The 26,017-nt window shown below is 60.7% G+C and carries 24 protein-coding genes; 19 read left to right on the top strand and 5 right to left on the bottom strand.

The window, feature by feature from the left end; translation table 11 throughout:
* Positions 1 to 53: 53 nt before the first annotated feature.
* From A4249_RS12935 to A4249_RS12950, 5 genes are all read left to right on the top strand, one after another.
* Positions 54 to 509: an iron-sulfur cluster assembly scaffold protein gene (locus A4249_RS12935; protein WP_066555181.1), complete on the top strand. Its 456-nt coding sequence runs from the start codon at positions 54 to 56 to the stop codon at positions 507 to 509.
* 79 nt (positions 510 to 588) lie between these two features.
* On the top strand, positions 589 to 819 hold the full coding sequence (yidD, locus tag A4249_RS16370; protein WP_039243812.1) for a membrane protein insertion efficiency factor YidD: 231 nt from the start codon (positions 589 to 591) through the stop codon (positions 817 to 819).
* Positions 820 to 822: 3 nt separating this feature from the next.
* Positions 823 to 2,751, top strand: a complete 1,929-nt coding sequence (thrS, locus tag A4249_RS12940) for a threonine--tRNA ligase (protein ID WP_066553277.1) — start codon at positions 823 to 825, stop codon at positions 2,749 to 2,751.
* A 99-nt stretch (positions 2,752 to 2,850) separates the two neighbouring features.
* Positions 2,851 to 3,351: a YciE/YciF ferroxidase family protein gene (locus A4249_RS12945; protein ID WP_066553279.1), complete on the top strand. Its 501-nt coding sequence runs from the start codon at positions 2,851 to 2,853 to the stop codon at positions 3,349 to 3,351.
* 153 nt (positions 3,352 to 3,504) lie between these two features.
* Positions 3,505 to 4,842: a sensor histidine kinase gene (locus A4249_RS12950; RefSeq protein ID WP_082854160.1), complete on the top strand. Its 1,338-nt coding sequence runs from the start codon at positions 3,505 to 3,507 to the stop codon at positions 4,840 to 4,842.
* Here the strand turns inward: A4249_RS12950 and dapD are convergent, their stop codons facing one another.
* From dapD to A4249_RS12975, 5 genes are all read right to left on the bottom strand, one after another.
* Positions 4,843 to 5,712 carry a 2,3,4,5-tetrahydropyridine-2,6-dicarboxylate N-succinyltransferase gene (gene dapD, locus A4249_RS12955; protein ID WP_066553292.1) on the bottom strand — a complete coding sequence of 290 codons (870 nt, stop codon included), beginning with the start codon at positions 5,710 to 5,712 and terminating at the stop codon, positions 4,843 to 4,845.
* On the bottom strand, positions 5,709 to 6,329 hold the full coding sequence (locus tag A4249_RS12960; RefSeq protein ID WP_066555182.1) for a pyrimidine 5'-nucleotidase: 621 nt from the start codon (positions 6,327 to 6,329) through the stop codon (positions 5,709 to 5,711). Before A4249_RS12960 ends, dapD begins: the two co-directional genes overlap by 4 nt.
* Before the next feature lie 50 nt (positions 6,330 to 6,379).
* Positions 6,380 to 7,309 carry an acetylglutamate kinase gene (gene argB, locus A4249_RS12965; RefSeq protein WP_066553295.1) on the bottom strand — a complete coding sequence of 310 codons (930 nt, stop codon included), beginning with the start codon at positions 7,307 to 7,309 and terminating at the stop codon, positions 6,380 to 6,382.
* Positions 7,310 to 7,596: 287 nt separating this feature from the next.
* Positions 7,597 to 9,558 carry a glycosyltransferase family 61 protein gene (locus A4249_RS12970; protein WP_197458388.1) on the bottom strand — a complete coding sequence of 654 codons (1,962 nt, stop codon included), beginning with the start codon at positions 9,556 to 9,558 and terminating at the stop codon, positions 7,597 to 7,599.
* A gap of 117 nt (positions 9,559 to 9,675) precedes the next feature.
* Complete coding sequence (locus A4249_RS12975; RefSeq protein ID WP_066553308.1) at positions 9,676 to 10,116, bottom strand: hypothetical protein; 441 nt, start codon at positions 10,114 to 10,116, stop codon at positions 9,676 to 9,678.
* 334 nt (positions 10,117 to 10,450) lie between these two features.
* Here A4249_RS12975 and gmd point away from each other — a divergent pair, with 334 nt between their 5' ends.
* From gmd to A4249_RS13040, 14 genes are all read left to right on the top strand, one after another.
* Positions 10,451 to 11,434 carry a GDP-mannose 4,6-dehydratase gene (gmd, locus tag A4249_RS12980; protein WP_066553309.1) on the top strand — a complete coding sequence of 328 codons (984 nt, stop codon included), beginning with the start codon at positions 10,451 to 10,453 and terminating at the stop codon, positions 11,432 to 11,434.
* A gap of 39 nt (positions 11,435 to 11,473) precedes the next feature.
* Positions 11,474 to 12,466 carry an NAD-dependent epimerase/dehydratase family protein gene (locus A4249_RS12985; protein ID WP_066553310.1) on the top strand — a complete coding sequence of 331 codons (993 nt, stop codon included), beginning with the start codon at positions 11,474 to 11,476 and terminating at the stop codon, positions 12,464 to 12,466.
* The gene (locus A4249_RS12990; protein WP_066553312.1) at positions 12,459 to 13,277 is read left to right on the top strand and encodes an ABC transporter permease; all 819 of its coding nucleotides are present in this window, start codon (positions 12,459 to 12,461) and stop codon (positions 13,275 to 13,277) included. Before A4249_RS12985 ends, A4249_RS12990 begins: the two co-directional genes overlap by 8 nt.
* A gap of 42 nt (positions 13,278 to 13,319) precedes the next feature.
* Positions 13,320 to 14,483 carry a chain-length determining protein gene (locus A4249_RS12995; protein WP_066553315.1) on the top strand — a complete coding sequence of 388 codons (1,164 nt, stop codon included), beginning with the start codon at positions 13,320 to 13,322 and terminating at the stop codon, positions 14,481 to 14,483.
* Positions 14,480 to 15,160 carry an ABC transporter ATP-binding protein gene (locus A4249_RS13000; RefSeq protein WP_231868707.1) on the top strand — a complete coding sequence of 227 codons (681 nt, stop codon included), beginning with the start codon at positions 14,480 to 14,482 and terminating at the stop codon, positions 15,158 to 15,160. The genes A4249_RS12995 and A4249_RS13000 overlap by 4 nt, the downstream gene beginning before the upstream one ends.
* Positions 15,142 to 16,062: a hypothetical protein gene (locus A4249_RS13005; protein ID WP_066553318.1), complete on the top strand. Its 921-nt coding sequence runs from the start codon at positions 15,142 to 15,144 to the stop codon at positions 16,060 to 16,062. The genes A4249_RS13000 and A4249_RS13005 overlap by 19 nt, the downstream gene beginning before the upstream one ends.
* 65 nt (positions 16,063 to 16,127) lie before the next feature.
* Entirely contained in the window at positions 16,128 to 17,039 is a 912-nt protein-coding gene (locus A4249_RS13010; RefSeq protein WP_082854164.1) for an FkbM family methyltransferase, read from the top strand.
* Between the two features lie 56 nt (positions 17,040 to 17,095).
* Positions 17,096 to 17,494, top strand: coding sequence for a hypothetical protein (locus A4249_RS16670; protein WP_156494717.1), 399 nt, complete (start codon positions 17,096 to 17,098; stop codon positions 17,492 to 17,494).
* 202 nt (positions 17,495 to 17,696) lie between these two features.
* Positions 17,697 to 20,591 (top strand): glycosyltransferase family protein, encoded by a 2,895-nt coding sequence (locus tag A4249_RS13015; protein ID WP_066553324.1) that lies wholly within the window; start codon positions 17,697 to 17,699, stop codon positions 20,589 to 20,591.
* Complete coding sequence (locus A4249_RS13020; RefSeq protein ID WP_066553327.1) at positions 20,588 to 21,499, top strand: NAD-dependent epimerase/dehydratase family protein; 912 nt, start codon at positions 20,588 to 20,590, stop codon at positions 21,497 to 21,499. Before A4249_RS13015 ends, A4249_RS13020 begins: the two co-directional genes overlap by 4 nt.
* A gap of 56 nt (positions 21,500 to 21,555) precedes the next feature.
* The gene (locus tag A4249_RS13025; protein ID WP_066553330.1) at positions 21,556 to 23,358 is read left to right on the top strand and encodes a hypothetical protein; all 1,803 of its coding nucleotides are present in this window, start codon (positions 21,556 to 21,558) and stop codon (positions 23,356 to 23,358) included.
* Positions 23,355 to 24,470 (top strand): glycosyltransferase family 4 protein, encoded by a 1,116-nt coding sequence (locus tag A4249_RS13030; protein ID WP_066553333.1) that lies wholly within the window; start codon positions 23,355 to 23,357, stop codon positions 24,468 to 24,470. The genes A4249_RS13025 and A4249_RS13030 overlap by 4 nt, the downstream gene beginning before the upstream one ends.
* Positions 24,467 to 25,135, top strand: a complete 669-nt coding sequence (locus A4249_RS13035; protein WP_156494718.1) for a hypothetical protein — start codon at positions 24,467 to 24,469, stop codon at positions 25,133 to 25,135. The genes A4249_RS13030 and A4249_RS13035 overlap by 4 nt, the downstream gene beginning before the upstream one ends.
* A 15-nt stretch (positions 25,136 to 25,150) precedes the next feature.
* Positions 25,151 to 25,993 carry an FkbM family methyltransferase gene (locus A4249_RS13040; protein WP_082854165.1) on the top strand — a complete coding sequence of 281 codons (843 nt, stop codon included), beginning with the start codon at positions 25,151 to 25,153 and terminating at the stop codon, positions 25,991 to 25,993.
* Positions 25,994 to 26,017: the final 24 nt, after the last annotated feature.

Below are 26,017 nucleotides of genomic sequence, written 5' to 3' on the forward strand. Positions count from 1 at the left end.
TCCCTCTTCACGCCGCGCTTCACTGGGGAGGATTGAGCGCCTATCTTCGCCCCATGATCGACGACCTCTACAGCGCCCGCATCCTGTCGCTGGCGGCCAACCTGCCGCATGCGGGGCGTCTGCCAACTCCACAGGGCACTGGCGAGCGGGTAGCCAAACTGTGCGGGTCGCGCGCGACGGTCGATGTGTCTCTGGACGACGCGGGCCGCATCGCCGACTTCGCCCAGGACGTGAAGGCCTGCGCCCTCGGCCAGGCCGCCGCCGGGGTGCTGGGTCAGTTTGTGATCGGCGCATCGGTCGATGATCTCAAGGACGCCCGCGACGCCATGATCGCCATGTTGAAATCCGGCGGCGACGGCCCCGTCGGTCGGTTCGAGGATCTGCGTCTGCTGAAACAGGTCGCCGACTACCCCGCCCGCCACGCCTCGACCCTGGTCTCGCTGGAGGCGACTCTGGAGGCGGTGAACAATGCCCTCGCCGCCCGAACGCGTCTCGCCGGCGCGGCCTGACCGGCACGACCGGTTGATCCTCCTGCGATGACGGGGGATAAGCGCGGCGAACCTCTCAAGCCCCCGGCGAAGGGACGTGATGTCTCTCTATGAACGCGGCGTGCGCGCGGCCCATCGGGGCTACAAGCTGACGCTGTCTCCCCTGATCGGCCAGCAGTGCCGGTTCCTGCCGACCTGTTCGGATTACGGGCGCGACGCCCTGATCCAGCATGGCCCGGTAAAGGGGGGGTGGCTCACCGTGCGCCGCCTCTGTAAATGCCATCCTTTCGGGGGATCGGGATACGACCCGGTCCCGCCAGTTAAAGACTGACACATGATCGACCTGAAATTCCCCGACGGCGCGGTGCGCCAATACCCGGCCGGTTCGACGGCGCGCGACGTCGCGACCTCGATCTCGCCTTCGCTGGCCAAGAAGGCCGTGCTGGCCGAACTGAACGGCGAACAACGCGACATGGACCGGGTGCTGGAGACGGGCGGCGACTTCCGCCTGATCATGCGCGACGACCCCGCCGCCCTCTATACGATCCGCCACGACACCGCCCACGTCCTGGCCGAGGCGGTCCAGACCCTGTTCCCCGGCACCCAGGTCACGATCGGCCCGGCGATCGAGGACGGCTTCTACTACGATTTCTACCGGGAAGAGCCCTTCTCGACCGACGACTTCGCCGCCATCGAAAAGGAGATGGGCCGGATCGTGGATCGCGACGCCAAGTTCGAGCGCGAGGTGTGGGAGCGGGACGAGGCCATCCAATTCTTCGAGGCGCGCGGCGAGAAGTTCAAGGCCGAGCTGATCCGCGACCTGCCCGGGACCGAGACCATCACCCTGTACAAACAGGGGGACTGGATCGACCTGTGCCGGGGCCCGCACTTCCCCTCGACGCGCCACGTCGGCAAGGCGTTCAAACTGACCAAGCTGGCCGGCGCCTATTGGCGGGGCGATTCCAAACGCGAGCAGCTGCAACGCATCTACGGCACCGCTTGGGCTACTAAGGAAGACCTGGACGCCCATCTGCAGCGTCTGGAAGAGGCCGAGAAGCGCGACCACCGCAAGGTCGGCAAGGCGATGGAGCTCTTCCATATGCAGGAAGAGGGCCGGGGCATGGTCTTCTGGCACCCCAAGGGCTGGGTCCTGTGGCGCGTGCTGGAGGCCTATATGCGCCGCCGCCTGGACGCCGCCGGCTATGTCGAGGTCAAGACGCCCCAGGTGCTGGACCGCAAATTCTGGGAGCAGAGCGGTCACTGGGACAAGTACCGTCCGAACATGTTCGTCTGCGAGACGGTCGAGGGCGAGGAGTTGTCCCTCAAGCCGATGAACTGTCCCGGCCACGTGCAGATCTTCGACCAGGGCCAGCGGTCCTATCGCGAACTGCCGCTGCGCATGGCCGAGTTCGGCGCCTGCCACCGCTACGAGCCGTCCGGATCGCTGCACGGCCTGATGCGCGTGCGCGGCTTCACCCAGGACGACGCCCACATCTTCTGCCGCGAAGACCAGATCGTCGAAGAGACGGCCGAGTTCATCAAACTGGCCCGCAGCGTCCATGCTGACCTGGGCATGGAGACGGCCTACATCAGCCTGGGCACCCGCCCCGAGAACCGCGCCGGCACGGACGAGTTCTGGGACAAGGCCGAAACCCTGATGGCCGAGGCCGCCCGCGCCGCTGGCACCGAGCCGGTCGTGACCGAGGGCGACGGCGCCTTCTATGCGCCCAAGCTGGACTTCATCGTCAAGGACGCCATCGGCCGCGAATGGACCTGCGGCACGATCCAGCTGGACTACGTCCTGCCCGAACGTCTGAACGCCACCTACATCGCCGAGGACGGCCAGAAGCACCGCCCGGTCATGTTGCACCGGGCGATCCTGGGCTCGTTCGAGCGCTTCATCGGCATCATGATCGAGAACTACGCCGGCGCCTTCCCGCTGTGGCTGGCCCCGACCCAGGCTGTCGTGGCCACCATCACCTCGGACGCCGACGATTACGCCCGCGATGTGATGGCCAAGTTCAAGGCCGCCGGCCTGCGCACCGAGATCGATCTGCGCAACGAAAAGGTCGGCTACAAGGTGCGTGAACACTCGGTCGGCAAGGTCCCGGTCATCGCCGTGGTTGGCAGGAAGGAAGCCGAAGACGGCATGGTCGCCATCCGCCGCCTCGGCTCCCAAGCCCAGACCTTGGTCACGGTCGAGGAGGCCATTCGCATCCTGACCGACGAAGCGACCCCGCCGGATCTGAAGCGCGCGGGCTGATCCGCTGCGCGCGCGAATTCGCGCATAGGAACACTAACGGGATGGATCGCTTGTGATGGGGCGCGCGCCTGCGCTCCATCACAGATGCGAGACCTCACCATGGCCGACAAGACCCTGGACACCCTGTTCCACGACACGCTCAAAGACATCTATTACGCTGAGCGCAAAATCCTGAAATCCCTGCCCAAGATGGCCCGTGCGGCTCAGTCGCCAGAGCTGAAGGCCGCCTTAGAGAAGCATAAGGGTCAGACCGAAGGCCAGATTGAACGCCTGCAACAGGTCTTCGAGCTGATCGGCAAGCCCGCGCGTGGCAAGACCTGCGACGCCATTGAGGGCATCCTCGCCGAAGGCGACGAGATCATGGAAGAATACAAGGACACCCCGGCTTTGGACGCCGGCCTGCTGGCCGCCGCCCAGGCGGTCGAACACTATGAGATCACCCGCTACGGCACACTGAAACGCTGGGCGCTGGTGTTGGGTTTGAAGGACGCCGCCGCCCTTCTGGACGAGACGCTTCAGGAGGAAGCCCAGACGGACGAAGACCTGACCGGCATCGCCGACGCGGCTGTCAATGCGGACGCCATGAAGACGGCCGCCTGATACAGGGATGGGAGGCGGCTGACGACCGCTTCCTGCCTTTCCGCTCATTCCGCGCTATGTCCGACGCCGGACACTTCACGCATAAAGCTTAGCGTTCATAGTCTCTTAGTCGGATTTGGGCGACGATGCGTCATCGAACCCCGAGATCCGACGATGACGAACCACACGCCAGGCCAAGATCGCTCAGTGCTGCAGCATCTGATCGCCAACGGTCATATGCGGTATCTGATCATCGCCAGTTGGGCGGTCGCCTTGTTTACCGTCACCGATTGGGCGACCGCAGTGTTGTGGTTTGCAGCCGCGACCGCGTCAGGTCTGCTTCGGACGTTCGCCGAACGTGTGCTGGTATTGCGGGATCAGGGGCTTCACAGCCGGATCAAGCTGATGGCCGCCACCATTTCCTGCATCGCCTGGTCAGCGGCGCCGCTGCTCGCATTCATCTACGGCGGCGCCTATGGCGTGCCGCTGGGCGTCGCCCTTCTCATGGCCGGCTATGTGCTGGTCTTCACCCAGATGCGCGCCGCGCCCCGTGAGGCCCTGATCGTGTCGGCGCCCTATTCGGTTGTCGTGGTGCTGCTGTTCGCGAAACTGTGGGGCACGCCAGGCTTTTGGGTGGTGCTCAGCATGATTCCGGTTCTGGCGCTGGCCTTGTTGATCAAGGTGGCCATCACCCAGATGAAGGACAGCGATCTGGAAGCCGTCAACCGCCGCCAGGCCGAACTGATCGCCGAGTTGGAAACCGCCCGTGACACGGCCAACGCCGCCAGCGCCGCCAAATCCAACTTCCTGGGCGTCATCTCTCATGAGCTGCGCACGCCCATGAACGGGGTTCTGGGGGCCGCGCAACTGTTGCAGATGTCCGAGCTCAGCGACCGCCAGAAAGAATTCGTCGGGGTCATCCGCGACTCCGGCGAAGGGCTTATGGTGCTGCTGAACGACATCCTCGACATCACCAAGATCGAGTCCGGCAAGATGGAACTGGACTTCGTCGATGTCGAAGCCGAGACCCTCGCCGCCCGCCTGACGGGCCCGTTCAAGGCCCAAGCCGAGGCGCGCGGCCTGACCTTCACGACCGACATCCGCGGCCCGTTGCCGCCGCTTCTCAGAATGGACCCGCTGCGCTTGGCGCAGGTGACGCATAACCTGCTGGCCAACGCCATCAAGTTCACGCCGCAAGGCGAGGTTCGCCTGATTATTGACAGCGAGCCGGCAGGCGAGGGTCGCACGACCTTGCGACTTGGTGTGGTCGATTCCGGCATCGGCATCGCCGCCGACGATCTGACGCGCCTGTTCCAACCCTTCTCTCAGGTGGACGGGTCGTCCACCCGCAAGTTCGGCGGCACCGGCCTGGGCCTCAGCATCTGTCAGCGTCTGGCCGCCCTGATGGACGGCGAGATCACGGTGACGTCGACCCCCGGCAAGGGATCGACCTTCACCCTGCACGCGACCTTCGACACGCCTCAGATCGAGGCTGTTCGCGTCGCCGCCTAATCAGTCGCGCAGCAGTTCGTTGACGCCGGTCTTGGCCCGCGTCTGCGCGTCCACACGCTTGACGATGACGGCGCAGTACAACGACGGCCCGCCATTCGGATCCGGCAGCGAACCCGGCACGACCACCGAATAGGCCGGCACCTCGCCCCGGAACACTTCGCCGGTCGCCCGGTCCACGATCTTGGTCGAGCCCGACAGATAGACGCCCATGGCCAGAACCGCGCCTTCGCGCACGATCACGCCCTCGGCGACCTCGGCGCGGGCGCCGATGAAACAGCCGTCCTCGATGATGGTCGGATTGGCCTGAAGCGGCTCCAGCACACCGCCGATGCCTGCGCCGCCCGACAGGTGCACATTCTTGCCGATCTGGGCGCAGGAGCCGACGGTGGCCCAGGCATCGACCATCGAGCCCTCGTCGACGAAGGCGCCGATGTTCACGAACGACGGCATCAACACGACGTTCCTGGCGATATGCGCGCCGTGACGGACGATGGCGCCGGGCACAGAGCGGAAGCCGGCCGACTGATAATCCGACGCGGTCCAGTCGCCAAACTTATTGGGCACCTTATCCCAGAAGGGACCGACGGCGACGGGATGATCCACCGACAGCGGCATGACGGACGGCGCGCCCGCCCGCATGATCTGGTTGTCGTTCAGACGGAAGGACAGCAGCACCGCCTTCTTCAGCCACTGATGCGTGGTCCAGACGCCATCCTCGCCGCGCGAGGCGACGCGCGCCTGCCCCGAATCCAGCAGGGCCAGGGCGGTTTCAACGGCGTCGCGCACCTCGCCATGCGTGGCGGCGGACACCTCGGCGCGCTGTTCCCAAGCGGCCTCGACGACGGATTCGAGATGCGACAGATCGGTCATGCGGCGTCCTTGAAGGTCAGGTCGGAGAGGAATTCGAGAAGGTCCGGGGCCACATGGTCGATATGCGGCCCGATCGGCTTGCCATGGCCGTCGCCGATCAGGACCGTCGCCATGCCCAGCGCCTTGGCCGGCTCAAGGTTTTTGGGCGTGTCCTCGAAGAAGGCGGAGCGGTGCGGATCGATGCCGAACTGCTCCAGCATCCGGCGAAAGGTCGCGGGATTGGGCTTGGGCGTCAGATCCCCATCCTCGATGGCGAAGACGCCTTCGAAACAGTCGGCGACGCCGATCCGCTCCAGAACACGATGGGCGTATTCACGTGCGCCGTTGGTGAAGACATAGCAACGACCGGGCAGAGCCTTCAGCCGCTCGGCCAGACGCGGATTGGGCTCGACCCCGTCCAGCGGCACGTCGTGCACCTCGCGCAGGAATCGTTCGGTATCGACGGCATAGTTTGCCATCAGCCCGGCCAGGGTCGTGCCGTGCTCGTCCAGGAACTGGCGCTGCATCGCGGCGGCGGCCTCGGGCTCCAGTCCGACGGCCTCTACCACGAAGGCGTTGATGCGCGCCTGGACCAGCCGCATCAGACCCTGCTCGCGCGGATACAGGGTGTCGTCCATGTCGAACACCCAGGCGCGCACTTGCCCAAGGGATGTGGAATGGGGGTCGCTCAAGACGCCTTCACCAGGGTGCCGGCGCCGAACTCGGTGAACAACTCGACCAGCATGGCGTGCGGTCGGCGCCCATCCAGAATGACCACGGCCTCGACACCCGCGCGGACGGCGGCCATCGCGGTCTCCAGCTTGGGGATCATGCCGCCGGTGGCCACGCCCGTGTCGATCAGGCTCTGCGCTTCTTCCAGCGTCATCTGGCGGATGATGTCGCCGTCCGCGCCCTTGACCCCCGGCACGTCGGTCAGCAGCAGCATCCGCTTGGCGTTCAGCGACCCCGCCACGGCGCCCGCCACCGTGTCCGCGTTGACGTTGTAGGTCTGGCCATCCTCGGCCACGCCGATTGGGGCGATGACCGGGACCCAGTCCTCGGTCTCGGACGCGATCAGGCCCGCGATCAGTTTGGGGTCCACCTTTGTCGGCTCGCCGACATAGCCCAGGTCGACTTCGTGCTCGATCATGCTGTCGGGGTCGCGCTTGGTGCGGCGCGTCTTCTCGACGGTCAGCAGACCGGCGTCCTTACCGGACAGACCGACGCCGCGCACGTCCGCCTCCTTGCCCGCCATGGTGATCCAGTGAGCGATCTCCTTGTTCACTGCGCCCGACAGCACCATCTCGGCGACTTCCATGGTCGCCGGATCGGTGACCCGAAGCCCGTCGACGAAGCTGGATTTCACCCCCGCCTTGTCCAGCATGGCGCTGATCTGAGGCCCGCCGCCATGCACCACCACCGGGTTCACGCCCATCAGCTTCAGCAACACCACATCGGCCGCAAACTGCCGCGCCACAGCGCTCTCGCCCATGGCGTGACCGCCGTATTTGATGACCACAGTCTCGCGGTCATAGACCTGAATATACGGCAAGGCCTCGGCGAGCGTCTTCGCCGTCTCCCAGCTGCGTTCCTCGGACTGGCGTTCTATTTCGTTCATCACGCGCGCGAGATAGACCTACGCAGCCCCACTGTCACGGCCTTAACATACTCATGCAGCCCCTATTGATAGGGACGGGACACCTGATCAGAAACGAGTTCCAGCGAAGCGTCCCAGGTTGTCGGCCAAGGCAATCCCCGCTGCAGGCGTCCGGCCAGCGCGTTTGTTGTTTGAACGGAACGCAAGGGCTATGCGCCGCTTGCCGGGTTCGGGCCGGTAGCGGAACCGGCTAAATGGGCGGCGTAGAAGTTTCCGAATGAACCTGACGGGTTTATGTATTCGTCCAGTCAACGCTCGCTGGTACGGGCGATAGCGGCGATGACGGCATCCTCGACCTTAGCCAGGTCGATCACGAAATCCGCGTGACCGAAAGGGAGGCGACGCAGGACATCGTCGTCGCTTCGGAAGCTTTCGCCGAACACATAGCCAAGGTCGATGCCGCGCCTCTCAGCGATCGTGGCGAGGATCACCATGACATAGTCCTCGTCGCAGATTGTCAGATAGGCGCTGCCGGGCTTGCTGAAGACGGCCCCATACATGCCGGCGCCCTCTGCGCCGATCACGATTTCAGCATTGGCATAAGTCGCCACCTCTTCTGTCAGCGACAAACGTTCAGGCGCAACGACTTCGAAGCCGTAATCTTTCACGAGCAACGACTGCAGGCTCTCGTAATTGAGCATGTTCCGCCAAGATTTTCTGGATTCCCGGCTTATAAGTATCCGCTTCGGAGACTCGATAGATTTGAAGTCGAGCTTGTCAGCGATTTCCTCGTAAATCCGAAGAGTCGAGGCTGTAAAAGCCAGACGCCAGGCACGGGGGACGATCAGTTTGTCCGCCTGAACCAGACAGTTGGGCGGCATCGTGACGAGGCGATCGGGACCGAACCCCAAGACCTGCAGCATCTCAAGCTGCTTTGCACGCAGGTCGTGCGGAACAAGGATCTTTACGTCCTCCGCATAGGCACGCGCGATATTCACGCGCGGGAGGCACTGGATCATAAAATGAGAGTGCCATTTGTGCAGCATGGGCGTGAACATCAGCGGCATGGCGGCACCGCGGACCCTTATGACGCGGTTTGCCGACAACACACCTTTGCGAACGCCGTCTTCATCGACCACGCCGTTCTGGAAGATCGGCGAACTGGTACTGTTTCTCCCTTCGTCCCCGTAGTCGAGAAGGATTTCTCCGTTGCCTGTCGCATGAAGGTAGGTCGAGTGCGCGTGGTCTTGTGAACCGATCAGAATCCCGTTTTCCAGCACTGCGGCCGTATGGAAAATTTCCGTGTTGTCGGAAATCCGCTCCCTGCCCTCCTCGGGGATAGGCGCGCTCGATTTTACGATAAAAGGCGTGCGTCGCGGCGCGCGCTCCCATCGACCGATCTCCAGCCGGTCGTACTCCGGCACATCCCGATATTCCGTCCAACTCAGGGGCGCCTCGGGATCGAGGTACGAAAAGATCTCCACGCCGGGATGGATCTGTGCGCCCTTGGGCGCGGCTTCGATGAAGCTGCAGCCGCGTGTCACCCCCGGGACTACTAAAATGGCAGGGATCGACGAAAGGCCTGTGGCGACCAGCACACCTCGATGCTCCACCGCGTTGCCGACGTCATGGTTATACAGCCGCAGATCGAATTTGGCGTGACCGAGCCCTTCGAACTGGGCGGCGATCGAAAGGATCATTTCCGCCGAACCAGCGAAGGCATACATGGTGTGGCGTGACACCATGTGCGCAACAGGCTGGTAACGCTCCGCCAGATTTATACCGCCGACGCGCTGGGGGAAGGCGACGATAACGGCGCCGATGCGATCCTTGCCCCGTCTGGCCAACTCGGTTGGAAGGTCCTCGATCGAAGCCTTTACGGCGTTGTCCCGGTTGATTTCGATGGAGGGGTGGATCGTCGCCCATTCCGGCGGCCAGTTCTCATTCGCGCCATCGACATGAAAGCCGACCACGACGTTAGCGTGCGTCATGGCGACGGGGAAGAGACCCTCATCACCCTCATAGAGCGCCGCTTCGGTCGAGCCGATCACGCCGTCGATGGATAGCCGAGTCTGAAAATTCAGATCCAGCAAGACCGAGTTGATGACGGCGCCGGCGAAGGTGTCGATGCCGCGATCATAGAATTTCGCGACAGAGAGGAAGGCAGTGAAATAGGAATCCGCAGCGCCGCCGCCAAACTGCATCTCGGCGATATCGGATACGACATCAACGAACTGGTCGGTGGAGATGTCGTGTCCAGCGTCGGTCAAGACAGAATAGGCGGACCTCAAGCTTAATGTCTTGGACGCCACATTTGGCTCAGACAGCGGCCGGTATCCGTACAGAAGCGATGCAATATCCATAACAACCTGAACCTAACTCAAGCGTCAGCGAACAACGACGGCGAAGGCGGGGCAGACCAGACGACCGGGCTCGATCCAGGCGTCATCAATGCCGGAAAGGATGCAGGCGTCGCCGTCGAAGGCGAGGTCCCCGGTTCCGTACTGCACCAGAGGTTTTTCGATACCGATGACGAAACAGGGGCCGGCTTTTGGATGGGAACCTTGCCGTTTGAACCGGATCACGTTTCCGTCCTCCAGCGCCTCATAGACCGCGTTTGCATAGCTGGGAGGCTCGGTCATGGCGGCCCAAGGCACGTCGAGGCCCCGCGCCTGAGCGATCCGCGCGGCCGCGAAGACGACCGCCGGCGTGACGTGGGCGTTCCTCAGAAACTCAGCCAATGCGACGTTCCAGTCCTCCAGGGCGCCGATCGCATCAGCGAGAGCTTCAACCACTGCAGGCGTTGGCTCGACCGCGATCAGGGACATGAGCACCTTGGCGCGGACTCTTTTCGGGATCGGGCCTGACCACGATTCCAAAGCGGCGAGACTGCGGGTTTCGAATGGGGTGGGATAAGTAGAGTGTGAGATGCGACGTTCCAAGTCTGCAGAAATCTTGTCTCGTACGGTGGAGGGCATTTGGGAACGAGCTCATATTCTGGAACAGGCTCCTGCCTAGACCGTCAGATGTCTATGATGTCAAGAAATTGCGCCCTGGCGTCCCAGCGCCCGAGTAAAAGCGTTGAAGCGACGTTTTTTATGTTGGAGGCTCGAAATCAACGCTCTATCAGGGCCCTGCCTTTCTTATCAGCAGGGGATTTTCATGACGAAGAAGTGCGCGGTCATCACCGGTATCACCGGCCAGGATGGAGCATATCTTTCACAGCTTCTGCTGGAAAAGGGCTATCGCGTTGTCGGTGTTGTCCGCCGTTCAAGCCACTACGGCGTCGCCACCCACCGTCTGGATTGGCTCGGCATCACGGACCAAGTCGAACTGGTCGATGGTGACCTTCTGGATCTTGGCGGGTTGATTCGGACCATTTCCGAGGTCAAGCCGGACGAGGTCTACAACCTCGCGGCCCAGTCCTTCGTCAAAACCTCTTGGGATCAACCGGTTCTGACGGCACAGGCGACCGGGGTCGGCGTCGTGAACGTTCTTGAGGCGGTGCGGATCGCCGCGCCAGAAGCTCGCTTCTATCAAGCCTCATCGTCCGAGATGTATGGGCTGATCCAGGAGCCTATCCAGAGCGAGGACACGCCGTTCTATCCCCGCTCGCCCTATGCCGTAGCAAAGCTGATGGGGCACTGGATGACGATCAACTATCGCGAGAGTTTCAATCTGTTCGCCTGCTCGGGCATCCTGTTCAATCACGAGTCTCCGTTGAGAGGCTTGGAATTTGTGACCCGCAAGGTCACAAACGCCGCCGCGATGATCGCTCTGGGCAAGGCCGACGAACTTCGCATGGGTAATCTGGACGCCACGCGCGACTGGGGGCACGCCAAGGACTATGTTCATGCGATGTGGCTGATGCTCCAGCAGGACGTGGCTGACGACTATGTCGTCGCCACCGGGGTGACGACCAGCGTCAGGGATTTGATCACCTCGGCCTTCGGCCGCGTGGGTCTGGATCCGGACAAATATGTCAAGATCGATCCCAGCTTCATGCGCCCGGCCGAGGTCGATATCCTCCTTGGCAATCCGGCCAAGGCGAAAGCCAAGCTGGGTTGGGAGCCCAAGATCAGCCTCGACGAAATGATCAGCGAAATGGTCGATGCCGATCTGGCCCGACATAAGGCGCAGTCCTGACTTGATTGATCGTCCGAGATGTCTGGTCTAAAGCCGGCCATGACTGCTGACGATGTCGAAGAACGAGTGTTGCTCACGGGCGCTTCCGGCTTTGTAGGGGAGCGTCTGGCGACACGGTTGAGGGAGCTTGGGTCCCGGATATCGCTTCTGGCGGTTCGGGGGCCGAGCTCCTCCAGTAAAGCGTTTCGGGATATCCCCTCAGTTGACCTGGCCGACTCCGAAGTTGCGAGCCGGCTGGTCGATGACTTTCGTCCGACCACAATCGTGCATCTCGCTGCGCGCTCTTCGATCAGGGAGGGCGCGCAAGAGCCTCTGGAGATGTGGAAGAGCAATTTTGACGCGACGCGAAACTTGGCCGAAGCCGCAAGGCGTTTGATTGCGCGGGACGGGTCGCACGTCCGTATGATTTTTGCGTCCAGCGCCGAAGTATACGGCGCCGCCTTCTCTGGCGGCCCCTGCGATGAGACCTCGCCTATCGCGCCGATCACCAATTACGGCCGCGCCAAGGCTGCAAGCGAGTTCATGCTTCGCGATCTGGCCAGCGACTTCCTCTCGGTTACGGTATTGCGTCTGTTCAACCATAGCGGCCCGGGACAAGACGGTCGGTTTGTGGTGCCGTCCCTGATAAAGCAGGTTGCAGCCTTGGAGCTGGGCGCCTCCGGCACGATCGCGGTGGGCGATCTGGAGTCTGAACGCGACTTCACGGATGTGCGGGACGTGGTAGAAGCCTATCTGCGGGTCATTGTACAGCGTGAGGGCGCCAAGGCCTTTGCAATCTACAACGTCGGATCAGGTCGAACTCGCAGCGTGCGATCAATACTGGATGAAATCGCAGTCCTGCACGGCGCCCCTATCGCGGCTGAACCTCATCCCGATTTGCGGCGCTCTGCTGACCTGCGGCGTACGGAAGGGATCTTTGACCAGTTCAGAAACACCTTCGCATGGCGCCCTCGCTATGACTTCAGCTCGACGATCGCCGAGATGATGGAATATGAAAGAAACGCGCTTTCAAGGAGCTTAAAGGATGTCTGAGCTTACGGTCGCGCATCCCAAAAGGCGCAGACGGGGAGTGCTCGGCTTTCTGTCAGAACAGTTTCGGATCATAGGCGCCCTGTTCCTGCGTGAAATGGCGACGAGGTTCGGGCGCGAAGGAATCGGATTTGTATGGCTGATTGTAGAGCCTCTGGCTTTCTGCGTGGGCGTCCTGATTATGTGGAGCCTGACCAAGCCGGCTTATGAACACGGCGTAAAGCTTCAAGCTTTTGTGATGACAGGTTATATTTCCCTGATCGTCCTGCGCCACATGGTGGCTTATTCGCTGGGCGCGCTACAGGCCAACATTGGGCTTCTCCATCATCGGAAGGTGAAGCCGATGCACGTTTTCCTGACCCGAAACCTTCTCGAATTCGGAGGAGCGACCTGCGCGTTCATAGTCGTGTATGTCGCGCTGATCATGATCGGGCAGGTGGACCCGCCCCACGACCTTCTCATAATCTATCTCGGCTGGTTGCTTCTGGCTTGGATAGGCATGGGGTTTGCCCTGACCTTGGCGGGGCTGTCGATTCGGTTCGAAATGCTTGAGCGTATCGTGCCTCTGCTGACCTATCTCCTCATACCCCTATCCGGCGCCTTCTTCATGGTCGATTGGCTGCCGCCGCGCATCCAGGAGCCCTTCCTCCTCATGCCCTTCGCCCACCCGATCGAGATGATCCGCGCCGGGGTCTTCAGCGAGTTCGTGAAGACCCACTACAACCCTCCATACGCCTTGGCTGTTGGAACCGGCATGAACATCTTTGGAATGCTGCTGATCGCGGGCTCGCGTGATCGGATCGATGTGGAATAGCTCGCCGTCTCGCGCTAGTGAGAGCTGTACATTGGATAGATCATGACCGAACCTAAACTGAGCTATGTCGGGCCTTATCCCGATCTTCTGACCGGACCATCCCAGAGCAAGGCTTGGTGGGAAAAGCTCCCCGTGGCGTTTCTGGTCGTCGTCGTCCTGCCGACCTTTGTAGCCGCGGTATATTTTCTTCTCATCGCCTCACCGATGTATATATCGGAGGCGCGCTTCATCGTCCGTTCTCCAAACCAGGCGCAGCCTTCTTCGATCGGCGTTGCACTGCAGGGCGTCGGCCTCTCGAGCAATCAGACCGACGCGTTCGCAGTCCATGAATATATAGACTCGCGTGACGGCCTGGCTACAGTTCGTCAGCGATACGATGTGCGAGCGTTGCTGGGGCCGGCTAGCGCCGACCTCTTCTCAAAATATCCGCGATTCTGGGAGTCTGAGTCCGATGAAGGCCTGTACAAAGCTTTCAAGCGGTTCGTGACGGTCGGTTACGATTCCACCTCCGGCATCAGCACATTGAGGGTTAAGGCGTTCTCGGCCGCCCAGGCACAGGGCGTCGCAGAGACACTTTTGACGGGAGGCGAGGGCCTCGTGAACCGTCTGAACGAAAGGTCGGCTTCCAACGCCGTTGCAGAGGCCGAGGCTGCCTTGGCGCGCGCGACCGCCAAGGTATCGCAAAGCCAGCAGGCGCTGACGAGCTTCCGCAATCGCGAGCGCATGATAGACCCTTCGCTGAGCGCCCGGGAATCGGCCGAACTGATTTCGTCGCTTCGGGCCAACCTCGCCAATCTTCAGGCCGAGCGTTCGCAGGTCGCAGCCCAAGCCCCGAACAGCCCGCAACTCCCCTCTATCGACAGTCGTATCGCTGCCTACGAGCGTCAGATCGAGGCTGAGCGGGTCAAGATCGTCGGATCGTCCGAATCTCTCGCGCCGAAGGTGGGAGCCTATGAGGATCTCGTCATGGACCGCGAATTGGCTGACAAGCAGTTGGCGGCAGCCACGGCGGCCCTGACCTCGGCGGAACAGGAGGTGCGCCGCCAGCAGCTTTACCTGGAACGGGTTGTAAGCCCCAGCCGACCCGACAAGGCGGCGGAACCCCGTCGACTTATGTCGATCTTCACCGTTTTCCTGACGACTATGTTGGCCTACGGCGTAGGTTGGCTGATCTATGCAGGGGTGCGCGAACACAGGCAGGCATGATGACCGCCGATAGCCCCGCGGATATCGGCTTGCGCGTCTCCAATCTGACCATGCGCTACCGAACAACTCACAAAGATCTGTTCACAAACCTGAATTTCGAAGTTGGTCGCAGCGGGCGCCTGGCCATAATGGGGCGCAACGGTCAGGGAAAATCGACCCTCATCAAAATTCTTGGCGGCGTTCTTCCGCCGACAGGGGGGGAAGTGGATTGGCGAATGACATCGTCCTGGCCGATCGGGTTCGGCGGTGGCTTCCAAGGCAGCACCACTGGACTGGATAACATCAAGTTCCTTGCACGGCTCTATAACAGGGATTTAAAGAGCACTTTGGCCCGCGTTGATGATTTCGCGGAGTTGGGTCCGGCATTGAAGATGCAGGTGAAACACTATTCTTCGGGCATGAGGGCGCGGCTTGCTTTCGGTCTCTCGATCGCTATCGAGTTCGATTGCTATCTTATCGATGAGCTCGTCGCGGTGGGCGATGCAAGGTTCCAGGAGAAGTGCCAGACAGAGCTCTTCGAGCGGCGAGCGAAACGCGCTTTCATGATGGCGTCGCACGACACGGCGATGATCGCGGAGCATTGCGACCGGGCGTTGATCGTTGAAGGTGGCCGCGCCAAGATTTTCGACGACATCGAAGAAGCCGTCGATACCTACAAATGGCTGCGATCCGCATGATCGGGACAGATGCAAACGCGTTTGCCGACAAAAATGCGTCGATCGAATCCCGGGTGCTCGCCTGGGTCGTTCTACTGCCCACGCCAGAAGCTCGGGCCTGGGAAATCGTCATTCGGGACGCCGCCGCCGCGATCGGTCTGCCCGTAGTTGTGTTTAACGACGCTGCGGCACCCCCTGAGGTTCCCTCGGGGGACTATGTAGTACTTTCCGTCGATCCGTCCCTCGTCGCACGATTCTCCAAGGCTTATGGGGTGATCGTATGTGTCGGGCTTGACCAACGCGTAGGGGGCTTGTCTGGACCTGAGTTTGCCCAAGCGCTCGCCCGAACGTCCGGCTTGCTGGAGACAGCCTCTCGCCTGGACGCGCTCTGGCTTACAGAACGCGACGCCGGGCGTCACGACATAGAACTTTGGCCTGGCTTCAGAATCGGCGCGCCCCTTCAGGCCGCGCCCATGGAAGAAAGCGCCCGAGACGCGGCGGTTCGAGAGGCTCTACGGCTCTACCAGAACCCGGGCGAGCAGGACGTCCGGTGGAGCGAGGAACTCTTTCTCTACGACATGCGACGCGTTGAACAAAGGTCACTGATATCCCAGATGGATATCATGGGACCCGCGCGGGCGCTGGTTTTCGGGCCATACCTCCTTCTTCCGGAAGGGCGATGGACGGCGTTCGTGCGCTTTTCCTTTGATGCCGAAGCCGCTAAACACCGCTATCGGGTGGAATGGGGCACCACCACCAACTACGCGAGCGAAACCGTTATGCCCGGGAACGCTGGTGTTTTCGAACTCAAGCTCGACTACGAATGGTCCGAGGCTGAGGAAGCGGAAATGCGCGTTATCCTGACACAAGGCACTCTGGGCGGTTGCTTCAACTTTCTGGGGATGCGCGTCCAGCGCGCTTGAGATCGGCCAGTTTTCGTATTGAGCCCCTTTGCGGGCAAGGGGGCGGCGGCGCGCCGTGAGATGGAATGAGTCTGGCCAGCAATGCGGTCAAATGGGCGAACGCCCTTTTGCCGGCCGAATGGAAGATATTCCGTGTGTCCAGGAACACCGGAATGCCGATCGTAAAATGGCGATGGGCGCTCAATGAGCCGCAAGTCAATGATACGCGCTATCTCTATCTGGGGCCAGATCTTGCGCTTTGTTTGCTCAAGAACGGTATGTATATATATATCGACCCACAGGATTACAGCATTGCGTCCCACCTCATTACCCGCGGGTACTGGGAGAACTGGGTCTATGCCGTCACCTGTAATATCGTGAAGCCCGGCGACCATATTGTCGAGGTCGGCGCCAACTTTGGATACTACACCCTAGCGATGGCGAGGGACGTTGGGCCCTCGGGATCGATCGTGTCTTTTGAGGCTAACCCGGATCTCACCCCGCTGCTCAGCCGGTCGCTGATCTTCAACGAACTCCAGTCCCGCGTTACACTGTTGACCAAGGCTGCTTCCAATCAGAACGGCGTCACAACCTTCGCCATTTCGCGCCGGAATGCCGGCGGTGGCGCAACAGCGGTCAACGCCCAGCAGGATGATCAACGGTTGATCGAAGTGGAGACGGTCAGACTTGACGACGCCGTCGCTATCTCACCGCGCATTCTGCGTTTGGACGCCGAGGGGTCCGAAATCCTGATTCTGCGGGGGGCGGAACGTATGCTGCACAGGCCCGACGTAGTGGTCTGCATGGAATGGGACGTGTTGCAAATGGCGTCCCGAGGCGACGTGCCGGAACTGGTGGACTGGCTCAACGCCATGGGCTTTAAGTTTTGGCGGATTGGGTACGATTCCGATTTGATACCTGTCGACCATATCGAGATGGCCAGCTTGGCGCACTGCGACGTAGTGATGGCGAGAAACCACCCTTATCTGGCAGGCTGACCGCCCATCCGTCCATATAGACGGATCGTTCAACACAGAACAGCAAGGCGAGTGTCGTGTTTTTGAAGGCCCTGCGGAAGCGCATCAAACGTTTGATCAAGGCAGCGCGAAATCGTCCCGTCGGGAGCGAGGCGCTCTCCTGCGCTTCCTTCTCAAGGACGTCGGAAATCCGGAACGGCCATGGTGAAAGTGCTGCAGATGTCGATTTTGTAAAAAATGCAGTCGAGAAGGGAAATTATAGTGTCATCGAGGACGCCTCAGATTTCCTGATATTGGAGATCAACACAGGCGCCATAATAGCATTGGCATGCCTGAAACCTAAAGCTGACCAAAAATCGATCTTTCTGGTTCTGTCGGTTCATTGCGTCGATATAGCTGGCCGTGACGCCATCATAAGGTCGCTGCGCACTTTCTGGGCCAGCGCGCGCACTTTCTCTAAAGTGGGCACCGCTTAAAAGTTTTATGAGGCCTTCAGCGCTCATATGACAGAGATATTCTATTTACACAGCGCTGACCCCGTCTATAACCGCGTCACCCAGGCCAATGTTTGGGTGAGGATTATTTGACCCGGCGATGTTTCTGAGCCGACACCAAGGCCCCGCTTGGTGCCAGCTCCTAATTTTCCAGCATCAGCGGCGAATTCAGAATGCTTGAGGGATGATCGTCTTGAAGAACGCCTTTGCCATCATCCACACTTGGCCCGACCTGCATAACGCTGAATACGAAGTATTGCAGAGAATTCTTGCTGCGGCGGCCAATGTTGGAATCGAGGTCGTGGTAATCGATGACAATGCGCAGGTCCTCTGGGCGACCGAAGGTCTTTCTATTCCTCACAAATCTCGCCTCTCAGAAGACGCGGTCGACTTCGCCATATCCCTCCATTTTCTATCGCCGCGCGTCGTAGACCTTCATACTTACTATGCGATCTGGCAACCGATTGAATTTTATCACGATTTCGGATATCTAAGCAGCATCGAAAAGCTCAGCAGCCATATCGACCTGATATCCTGTGACTCCGATCTGGCGGATGCTCACGCCCTGAACATCTTCTCCGGGCTCGGGCGTGAACCTCAGCTGCCTCTGCCGCGTATGTTCCACACGCTTCCCGAGCCTTTCCTGAAGCCGAATATCAGCTCGGACTCCCGACTATTCTATATCGGGATCAATTGGGAGCGCCTGGGTCGTCCCAAGGGACGCTTCCACGACCTGCTGGTCGCGTTGGATGACAAGGACCTCCTTGATATTTATGGCCCCGAGCTGGTTCACGGGGTGGCCCCCTGGGCCGGATTTGAAAGCTATCGGGGCGAGCTCCCATTCGATGGGAACAGCGTCAAGCACGCCATTAATCACTCGGGGATCTGCCTCGCGTTCTCCTCGGTGCCCCACAAAAATGCAGGCATCATGAGTAATCGCCTGTTTGAGGGACTGGCAGGCGGCGCCGCGATCATTGCCACCCCGAACGCCCTGATCGACAAGTACTTTTCAGATGTCGTCTATCTGGTCGACGACTCCCGCGGCGAAGCGGCTCTTGGCCAGCAGGTGCTGACGATGATGCGCCGCATTCGTGACAATCCGGAAGAGGCCAAACGAAGGGTGCTCGAAGGTCAGAGGATTCTGCGCGAGACCTGTTCGCTTGAGCGCAGCCTCCTGGCGCTGTGCCAGCAGACTCCGACGCGCAAGGCGCACTTTGAGGACCAGTTTCTGGCGCCATGCGAAGTCACGGTAGTTCTTGACGCCCGAGGAGGCACGCTATCCGGTGTCCTTGCCGCCTATGATGTGCTCAAGGCCCAGACACGTGCGAAAATCGATCTGCATCTTATCTGTGACGAGCGTTTCGCGAATCAGCACCGCGCGACGTTGGCGCCCGGCGAGCCGTCCGGAGCGCTTCGCAGCGTGGTCCTTTGTCCCGGCCAATTTCAGGGCGCCCCGAGCACGTTTGATGGCCCCCCTCCCCGCAATCAGCGCTCAGGGCCTCTGACCCGGGACGCCCTCAAGAGTGTGAATACGAAGTATTTCGCTCTCATGGATCTTCAGGATCAGCTGTTCCGCGACCATTTCGCGTCGCTGGCCAAGGCGTTTGAGTTGAACGCTGAAGCCCGGCTGGCGTGCTCGGGGATTGTGATCCAAACCCAGGACACTCACGGGCTGGAAGCGCGGCGTTTCGAAGGTCTGAAGTTTACTGATCGCGCCTCGCTCATTGCGGTCACGGGAGAGGGGCGCCGGGGGCGCTTCATGTTCCGATCGGAGTTGGCTGCGGATCTTCCCCCGCATCTGTTCGACATGCTCGACGGCGAAGAACACAACTATTTCAGGCTGGCAGGAGCCTTGAGCGGTCCTCTCGCGGAGTCCGACTACGTAAGTTACAGCTTCAGGGAGAGCGGCAACTGGGCGCAGTTCCGAGGCACCGATGCTGCCGAATATCAGCGGCAGTATATTCGTGACACCTTCGCGCGAGATTCGCGCATGTCTGAACGCTCGGCGCTCTACCAGCCTGGAGCCTTGACCGCATCAAACGCTCATCAGGGTCCCGCTGTCCGATGGACCGACTTCACTGTGCCCTTCGAAATCACGCATCGGATGCCGGTCAGCCGCACCTTGAGCGCGGGTCTGGATGGGCCGGCTCTACGTTATCTCACCTCAGGATTCGCCCCAGCTGAGCCCGAATTCAGTTGGCTGACCGCCGAGCGTGGCACGATCGACTTTGTGCTACCCGAACGCACATCTCGTTTCGAGTCCTATGAACTAGTTCTGAGTGGAAGCGGGAGACGCTCCGCCATCACTGGTCTGGAGCAGAGATGCGCCGTGGCGTTGAACGGCAAGCTTATCTCGTACGTACGAGTGCCGGAACACTATTCTGACATTGTGATCGCTCTTCCGACCAGCCTGACTGAACAGGTCCGATCGTGCCACGTCGAACTGATTCCCGATCATGCTGAACAGGTATTCGGTAGTGCTGGCGAAATCGTCGATGAGCGACGTCTGAGCTTGCGGCTAACCGGAGTGACGCTGGTGTCGCGAACGCAGCCTGTCCCGGTGTTTGCGCCCGGAGAGGTTTACGAATGCACGACGCTTGGACGGGGCTCCGAGGCGCTGGTCCGGGGTTTCTACGCGCCGGAAGCGGAGTTGACTTGGGTGGCCGGGCTTCAGGGAGACCTGCGTTTTGCTTTGAGCAGCGAGCCCAATAATCCAGTGTTAAATCTGGATTTGATCGCGCGCACTTCAGCGCTCACGGACAAGCTGCAGGAGGTCACAATCAGCGTCAATGAACGCTTGCTCGGCGTCTTTGAACTCCAGGATGGGCGTCAGGCGCTCAACATCAAATTACTGCCTGAAGATCTGGCCGGTTCCTCAATTAAGGTCCGGTTGAATGCGGCCCACGCCGAAGCTGTATTCGATGACGCGCATGAGATAGTCGATGGTAGGCTGTTGGGAGTAGCGGTCTGCGCTATTGCAGTGCTAGAAGACGTGCAGGATGGGGCGTCCCCTATCGGGGACTCGACGAAAGCCGGTTCAAGAGAAGAATCCGGCAAGCTGGTTGAGGGCAAGCAATGATTCTGGTCACGGGTGGAAGCGGCGTCCTCGGGCGCGCGTTGCAGGAAGAACTTGACCGGCGCGAAGAAGAATATGTCACCATTTCTAGCAACGAGCTGGATCTTCGGGATGCCGACGCCACCACGGCACGAGTGAAGGACATCAGTCCGCGCGTGATTTATCACGTCGCAGGTCGTGTCCATGGCTTGGGAGGGAACAGCAAGTATCCGGCGGAAATGTATACGGACAACGTTCGTATCAACACGAATATCGTTGACGCCGCTTGTGCGGCAAAGTGCGAGAAGATCGTCGCTATCAGCACCATCGCGACCTATTCTTCAGATGCTCCCCGCCCCGTGAAGGAGACGTCCATCTGGGATGGACCGCCGCACGCTTCCGAGGCTGCTTACGCTCATGCCAAGCGCGGAATGCTAGCGCAACTGGAAGCCTACAGCGCCCAGCACGGCCTGCGCTTCGCCTACCCCATCATGACAAACATCTACGGTCCCCACGATCGGTTCGATCCAGTCTACGGCCACGTCATCCCCTCGCTGGTCGCCAAGTTTCACAAGGCCAAGCAGACCGGCGAAGTGGTGGAGATCTGGGGTACCGGCAAGGCGGAACGTGATTTCATCTTCTCGCGGGATGCCGCCCGGGCGCTGGTGGCCATTGGCGAAAGCTTCGAGGGACCGATCAATGTCGCGACCGGCGCCACGGTTCGCATCCGTGAGGTTGTCGACATCCTCCAGGCGCATTCCGGCGTCAGCAACGTGGAGTGGGACGCGAACAAGCCCGACGGCCAACTGCTGCGCAACTACGACGTCTCGAGACTAGCGGGCATAGGGTTTATGCCGGAAGTCTCGCTGGAGCAGGGCCTCATGGAGACTTTCGACTGGTATGAATCTGCGTATCCGGACGTTCGTTCCTAGTATGAAAGCTCGAGAGGCGCTGAATTACCAGCAGCGTCTCGCTGATTGAGATTCTAATGAACAACAGGCGTCACCTCACCCGCGCCCTGCTTCGGCGCCTGAGTCCGCCCAGCGTCAATCTGGGCGACGGCAGCGGCAACAAGAGGCCGGAAGAGCTCCGCCAACTGGCGGACACCGCCCGCACACGGCGCGATTTTGACGCGGACGCCTTCTATCGTCGTCGCCTTTGCGAGATCGAACCGGAACGGGCCGGCAACTGGATTCAACTGGGCCATGCCCTGAAGGAAGCCGGGTTCCACAAGCGCGCGCTCGACGCTTATCGCATGGCTGAAGAAATTCGTCCCGACGACGGGGATCTACAGGTCCATCTGGGGCACCTCTCCAAGCTCATGGGCGATTTCGCTGCCGCCGAAACGCATTTCGAAAAGGCGTTGCAACTCGGGGTCCAGGCGCCCGATGCCGTGACGTTCGAACTTAGCATCCTCAAGAAGATCGACAATTCTGTCGTTTATCAGAAGTATGGGGAACCTGAAAACGCATCGGCGGTTCGCTTTTTCCTGTCCGCTCCTGCGGGCCGCATCCAGGAATCGAGCAAGGCCAGCATGCAGGCGGGCCTAGGCCACGGCGACTACTCCTACGCATTCGCCATGCAGGCTTTCGCTGCCGGCCTCGAAGCCATCGGCGCAGATTTCGTTGTCCTGCAGCATCCCGAGTATGTTTCGACCATTACGGACCGGTCAGACGCCGCCACCAACGTTCATCTGGGGTTTTATCCGCCAGAAAGGCTTCGACTCCTTAAAGGCGCCTACAACATCAACTGCTTCGCGTGGGAGTTTGATCGGCTACGGTCGCCTGAAGAAGTCTTGTCCGCCCACGCCTTCGCCGATCAAGCGGTCATGCTCGACTTGGCGGACGAGATTTGGATGCCTTCGGAGCATGGAGCTGTGGCGACGCGGCCCTCTCTGTCGCGCCCGGTTCATGTCGTGCCCGCGCCACTTATCGACAATGTGGCGGCGGCGCCTCGCGACCAAACTCCAACGTCGCGTCCGAAGGCAAAGGCTGTCCGCCAGCTTGCGGACGTAGCTTGGCAGCCTTTGGCGATCGTCCCCCGAATTCAGCCCGAGGTGAACGGCGCCACCAAGGCTCGGGAGGCCCGCCTCCAAACCATTCTCGATGTACATTTCGAGGCCTCGCCGGCCATTTTCGTCACGGTTTTCAACGCGCACGATTATCGCAAACAGATCGCTCCCATGATCCGGGGATTCGTCGAATTCCTCCGGACCAATCCCAATGCCCTGCTGCTTTGCAAGATGACCAGCGTGGATCGGGTGCATTCGATCAACGACATTCTTTCGCGCGAACAGTTTGCGGAAGTGGGACGCCTGTTACCTCCAATAATCAATGAAAAGATCTGGATCACCAAACAGGTGCTGACACGCGAGGAGATGACGGCCCTCTACGACGTCTCGGATCATTATCTCTGCACCTCGCATGCGGAAGGACAGAATCTGCCGTTGCTTGAGGCCATGGGACGTGGCGTCGTTCCCGTATCGGTCGCCGGGACGGCCATGGATGACTACATTTCGGAAGAGACTGCGGTCGTCGTCCCGACCGAGGTGCGTCCCTTCGGAAAACGCCTGACGGCGCGCTACGGGCTTTATGGCCTGAACACGCACTTCACCACGGCTGACTGGGTCGCTGACGCGCTCAGGGCTGCGGTGCGGCTACCTTCAGAAATCTATGCGGCGAAGTCTTCCGCCGGGCTTGACACCGTTCGGCGACGCTATGGCGTCGCGGCCTTCGCGGCGGCCATAAAGGGTTTGGAGCAACGCCTGGCCGTGCCGGGAGCCGACCAATGAAGCGCGCCTTCTTAGAGATAGGCGGTCTGTTCGAGGACACCTGGACAGGTATTGGCAATGTAATCGCTGCGATCGCGTCGCGGGCCATGGCCGATAAGGAGATCGACTGGTCATTCTGCTACGAAAACCTTCTGCTTCCCCGCGAGCGTGTGAACGCGTTGCTGGATCAGCGGTCCGGCCTGGGCGCACTGGGCCTGCTGAGCGCCCGGATATGGCAGTCTGCCGAGTTGACGCGCGAGGATGTCATCGATGCCGCGGGGATCTACCCCAACATAAAGCCGATGCGCCGCTTCTTCCCGCGGGAAGCCTCAGTCGTTTATGATCTCAGCCCGCTTCTGACGCCGGAATACCACGCTGGAGCCAATATCGATCATTTCGCGATGAACTTCCGGTCCGACATGGAGACGTCCGATCACGTCTTTTGCATCTCGGAAGCGACTCGACGAGACGTCAGCGCCTATTTCCAAGTGCCTGAAAAGCAAATGTCCCTGATCGAGATGGGCGTGGCCTTTGACCCGGCTGATGTTTCGGCGGGACTCCTGGGGCTCTCGGGTCAGTTCGCGGAGCCTTATGTCGCGATCGTGGGAACGCTGGAGCCTCGCAAGAACGGCGGGCTCATGTTCGACTATCTGCTTCAGAACCCGTCTTTCGCCTCGCGATTCAGAATTGTGTTCATCGGCCGGGACGGCTGGTTGGACCAGAAGTCCCGCTTGCTCGCGCGCCTGGAGGAAAGCGGGATCGATCCATCGCGCGTGATGTTCACTGGTTACGTCAACGAGGCCGAAAAGCTGGCCTTGATGATCAACAGCGCCTTCTGTGTCTACCCCTCGCGATTCGAAGGTTACGGGCTGCCGGTGCTGGAGGCCTCAGCCCTCGGGAAAGTCACGGTCTGCTCGAACAGTTCGAGCATGCCCGAAGTCGCGCCGGAATCCTGCGTATTCTTCGATCCCCTGGACATCTTCGAGTTTGGACAAGCTCTTCGCGTCGCCGAGCTTCGCGCCGCACAGACACGATCGGCCGCACAATCACTTGAAGACATCATGACCCGGGCGCGTCGTCTGTCTTGGGACGGGGCCTATCAACCGATCCGCGAATGGGTGCTGTCGCAATGACACAGTCCGATCTCGTCGCCCACGCGCCTGTAACCCTCTTCAAAGTCCTATCGCGTTCGGACCGCCTTGTCGGATACGCGACGCCCAAGGCCGGTCTGCGTCCATCCGTTATCAATCTCGTCGCTGCCGGAGAGGTCATCTGTTCAGCCAAGGCGTCCCGGTTCAATGACGCCGCCGCCGCCGCCGGCATCCGCTACGGCTGGTGCGGCTTTGAGCTGGCGGGCCTTCCGCGCGCCTTGGCGCTGTCGTCGGACTGCGCCGTGACCTGCGCAGCGTCAGGAGCCGTGCTCGAGCGGATCAACCTCACACCGGAAGTATTAGCGTCCCGGCCGCAGGGGCGGCAGGCGCTGACGGCGACGGATGTGTTCGACTTCGCTGGGAGCGAGCGATGTCAGGACATCCGTTGGATCATGCCTTTCGCCATCGATCATCGAAATCGGCGGGGTATCCACTCGGTCATTGAGGCCACCTGGCAAATGCTTCTGGATCGATTGCCCGATGCGGAGGAAATCGAACTTTGGCACAGCATCCTGCAGACCGATGCGGGCCTAGGTGAGTTGCTGGAAACCCTGATTAAGGAGATCGCGGAAGCGGCTCCCGCAGCGGTCCGGCTGCCTGGGCCTTTTCATCCATTGTTCCGCTACGATCGCACGCTGCTCAGCTAGCGGGCGTTCACGGGGTTGGTCGCATTATCCGGTGCGGTCACCGAATCTTATAGGTGTCTCGTGGATTTCTCGGAACTGATATCAGCGCTCTACCGGCATGTGCTGGGACGTGAGCCGGACGCGGACGGTCTGTCCGACAAATGCGCACGGCTTGCTAGCGGCCAAGCCACCGTCGATGCGATGGTGAAAGAGTTTATCGACTCCGACGAGTATCGCGTGGCGAGCGAAAAGCGCCTGATGTGGGGATATACACAGTTCGGCGAGCTGGGCATGCTGCTGAACCGGATGTGCCTTCGGGCCTCCCCTAATCCCGTCGTGGTGGATGTCGGCGCCCGCGGCAGGGAGCGCTCCAACTCCTTCGATCTCATGCGCCGGTTTTCTTGGCGTGGAGTCCTGATCGAGGCTAATCCTAGCCTGATCCCTGAAATTCGCCGTGACTTCGAGGGACTGGACATCACCCTCGTTGAGGGCGCGGTGTCTGATTATGAAGGCGAGGCCGACTTCCATATCGGCATCAACGACGATGTCTCCTCGCTCAACTTCGAAAATGCTCATGCTTGGGGAGATACGACGGCGACGATACGCGTCGTCGTTCGTCGGCTGGCCTCGATCCTTGAGGAAAACAACGTGCCGTCCGATTTCGGCCTGTTGTCCATCGACCTGGAAGGCGAAGATGTCCGGGTTCTGAACGACATGATTCGAAACTCGGAATTTCGCCCTAGATGGATCGTCATCGAGGCCTCCAACAACTTCCTGACACGCTCTCTGCATCAGATTGGTGTCGATCCTCTTGTCGCGGCGCAGTATGAGATCGTCGGACAGACGGTCGCAAACCTGATTCTGGAACGGCGCGCCTAGGCCGGCCCGCTAAGACCGCCGCGA

It is taken from the genome of Brevundimonas sp. GW460-12-10-14-LB2, assembly GCF_001636925.1.
Classification (GTDB): Bacteria; Pseudomonadota; Alphaproteobacteria; order Caulobacterales; family Caulobacteraceae; genus Brevundimonas; species Brevundimonas vesicularis.

Bases quoted from the DNA above. Each gene is read 5' to 3' on its own strand.
- A4249_RS12935 (WP_066555181.1), top strand. From the start codon at position 54: ATGATCGACGACCTCTACAGCGCCCGCATCCTGTCGCTGGCGGCCAAC.
- yidD (WP_039243812.1), top strand. From the start codon at position 589: ATGTCTCTCTATGAACGCGGCGTGCGCGCGGCCCATCGGGGCTACAAG.
- thrS (WP_066553277.1), top strand. From the start codon at position 823: ATGATCGACCTGAAATTCCCCGACGGCGCGGTGCGCCAATACCCGGCC.
- A4249_RS12945 (WP_066553279.1), top strand. From the start codon at position 2,851: ATGGCCGACAAGACCCTGGACACCCTGTTCCACGACACGCTCAAAGAC.
- A4249_RS12950 (WP_082854160.1), top strand. From the start codon at position 3,505: ATGACGAACCACACGCCAGGCCAAGATCGCTCAGTGCTGCAGCATCTG.
- dapD (WP_066553292.1), bottom strand. From the start codon at position 5,712: ATGACCGATCTGTCGCATCTCGAATCCGTCGTCGAGGCCGCTTGGGAA.
- A4249_RS12960 (WP_066555182.1), bottom strand. From the start codon at position 6,329: ATGGACGACACCCTGTATCCGCGCGAGCAGGGTCTGATGCGGCTGGTC.
- argB (WP_066553295.1), bottom strand. From the start codon at position 7,309: ATGAACGAAATAGAACGCCAGTCCGAGGAACGCAGCTGGGAGACGGCG.
- A4249_RS12975 (WP_066553308.1), bottom strand. From the start codon at position 10,116: ATGTCCCTGATCGCGGTCGAGCCAACGCCTGCAGTGGTTGAAGCTCTC.
- gmd (WP_066553309.1), top strand. From the start codon at position 10,451: ATGACGAAGAAGTGCGCGGTCATCACCGGTATCACCGGCCAGGATGGA.
- A4249_RS12985 (WP_066553310.1), top strand. From the start codon at position 11,474: ATGACTGCTGACGATGTCGAAGAACGAGTGTTGCTCACGGGCGCTTCC.
- A4249_RS12990 (WP_066553312.1), top strand. From the start codon at position 12,459: ATGTCTGAGCTTACGGTCGCGCATCCCAAAAGGCGCAGACGGGGAGTG.
- A4249_RS12995 (WP_066553315.1), top strand. From the start codon at position 13,320: ATGACCGAACCTAAACTGAGCTATGTCGGGCCTTATCCCGATCTTCTG.
- A4249_RS13000 (WP_231868707.1), top strand. From the start codon at position 14,480: ATGATGACCGCCGATAGCCCCGCGGATATCGGCTTGCGCGTCTCCAAT.
- A4249_RS13005 (WP_066553318.1), top strand. From the start codon at position 15,142: ATGGCTGCGATCCGCATGATCGGGACAGATGCAAACGCGTTTGCCGAC.
- A4249_RS13010 (WP_082854164.1), top strand. From the start codon at position 16,128: ATGAGTCTGGCCAGCAATGCGGTCAAATGGGCGAACGCCCTTTTGCCG.
- A4249_RS13015 (WP_066553324.1), top strand. From the start codon at position 17,697: ATGATCGTCTTGAAGAACGCCTTTGCCATCATCCACACTTGGCCCGAC.
- A4249_RS13020 (WP_066553327.1), top strand. From the start codon at position 20,588: ATGATTCTGGTCACGGGTGGAAGCGGCGTCCTCGGGCGCGCGTTGCAG.
- A4249_RS13025 (WP_066553330.1), top strand. From the start codon at position 21,556: ATGAACAACAGGCGTCACCTCACCCGCGCCCTGCTTCGGCGCCTGAGT.
- A4249_RS13030 (WP_066553333.1), top strand. From the start codon at position 23,355: ATGAAGCGCGCCTTCTTAGAGATAGGCGGTCTGTTCGAGGACACCTGG.
- A4249_RS13035 (WP_156494718.1), top strand. From the start codon at position 24,467: ATGACACAGTCCGATCTCGTCGCCCACGCGCCTGTAACCCTCTTCAAA.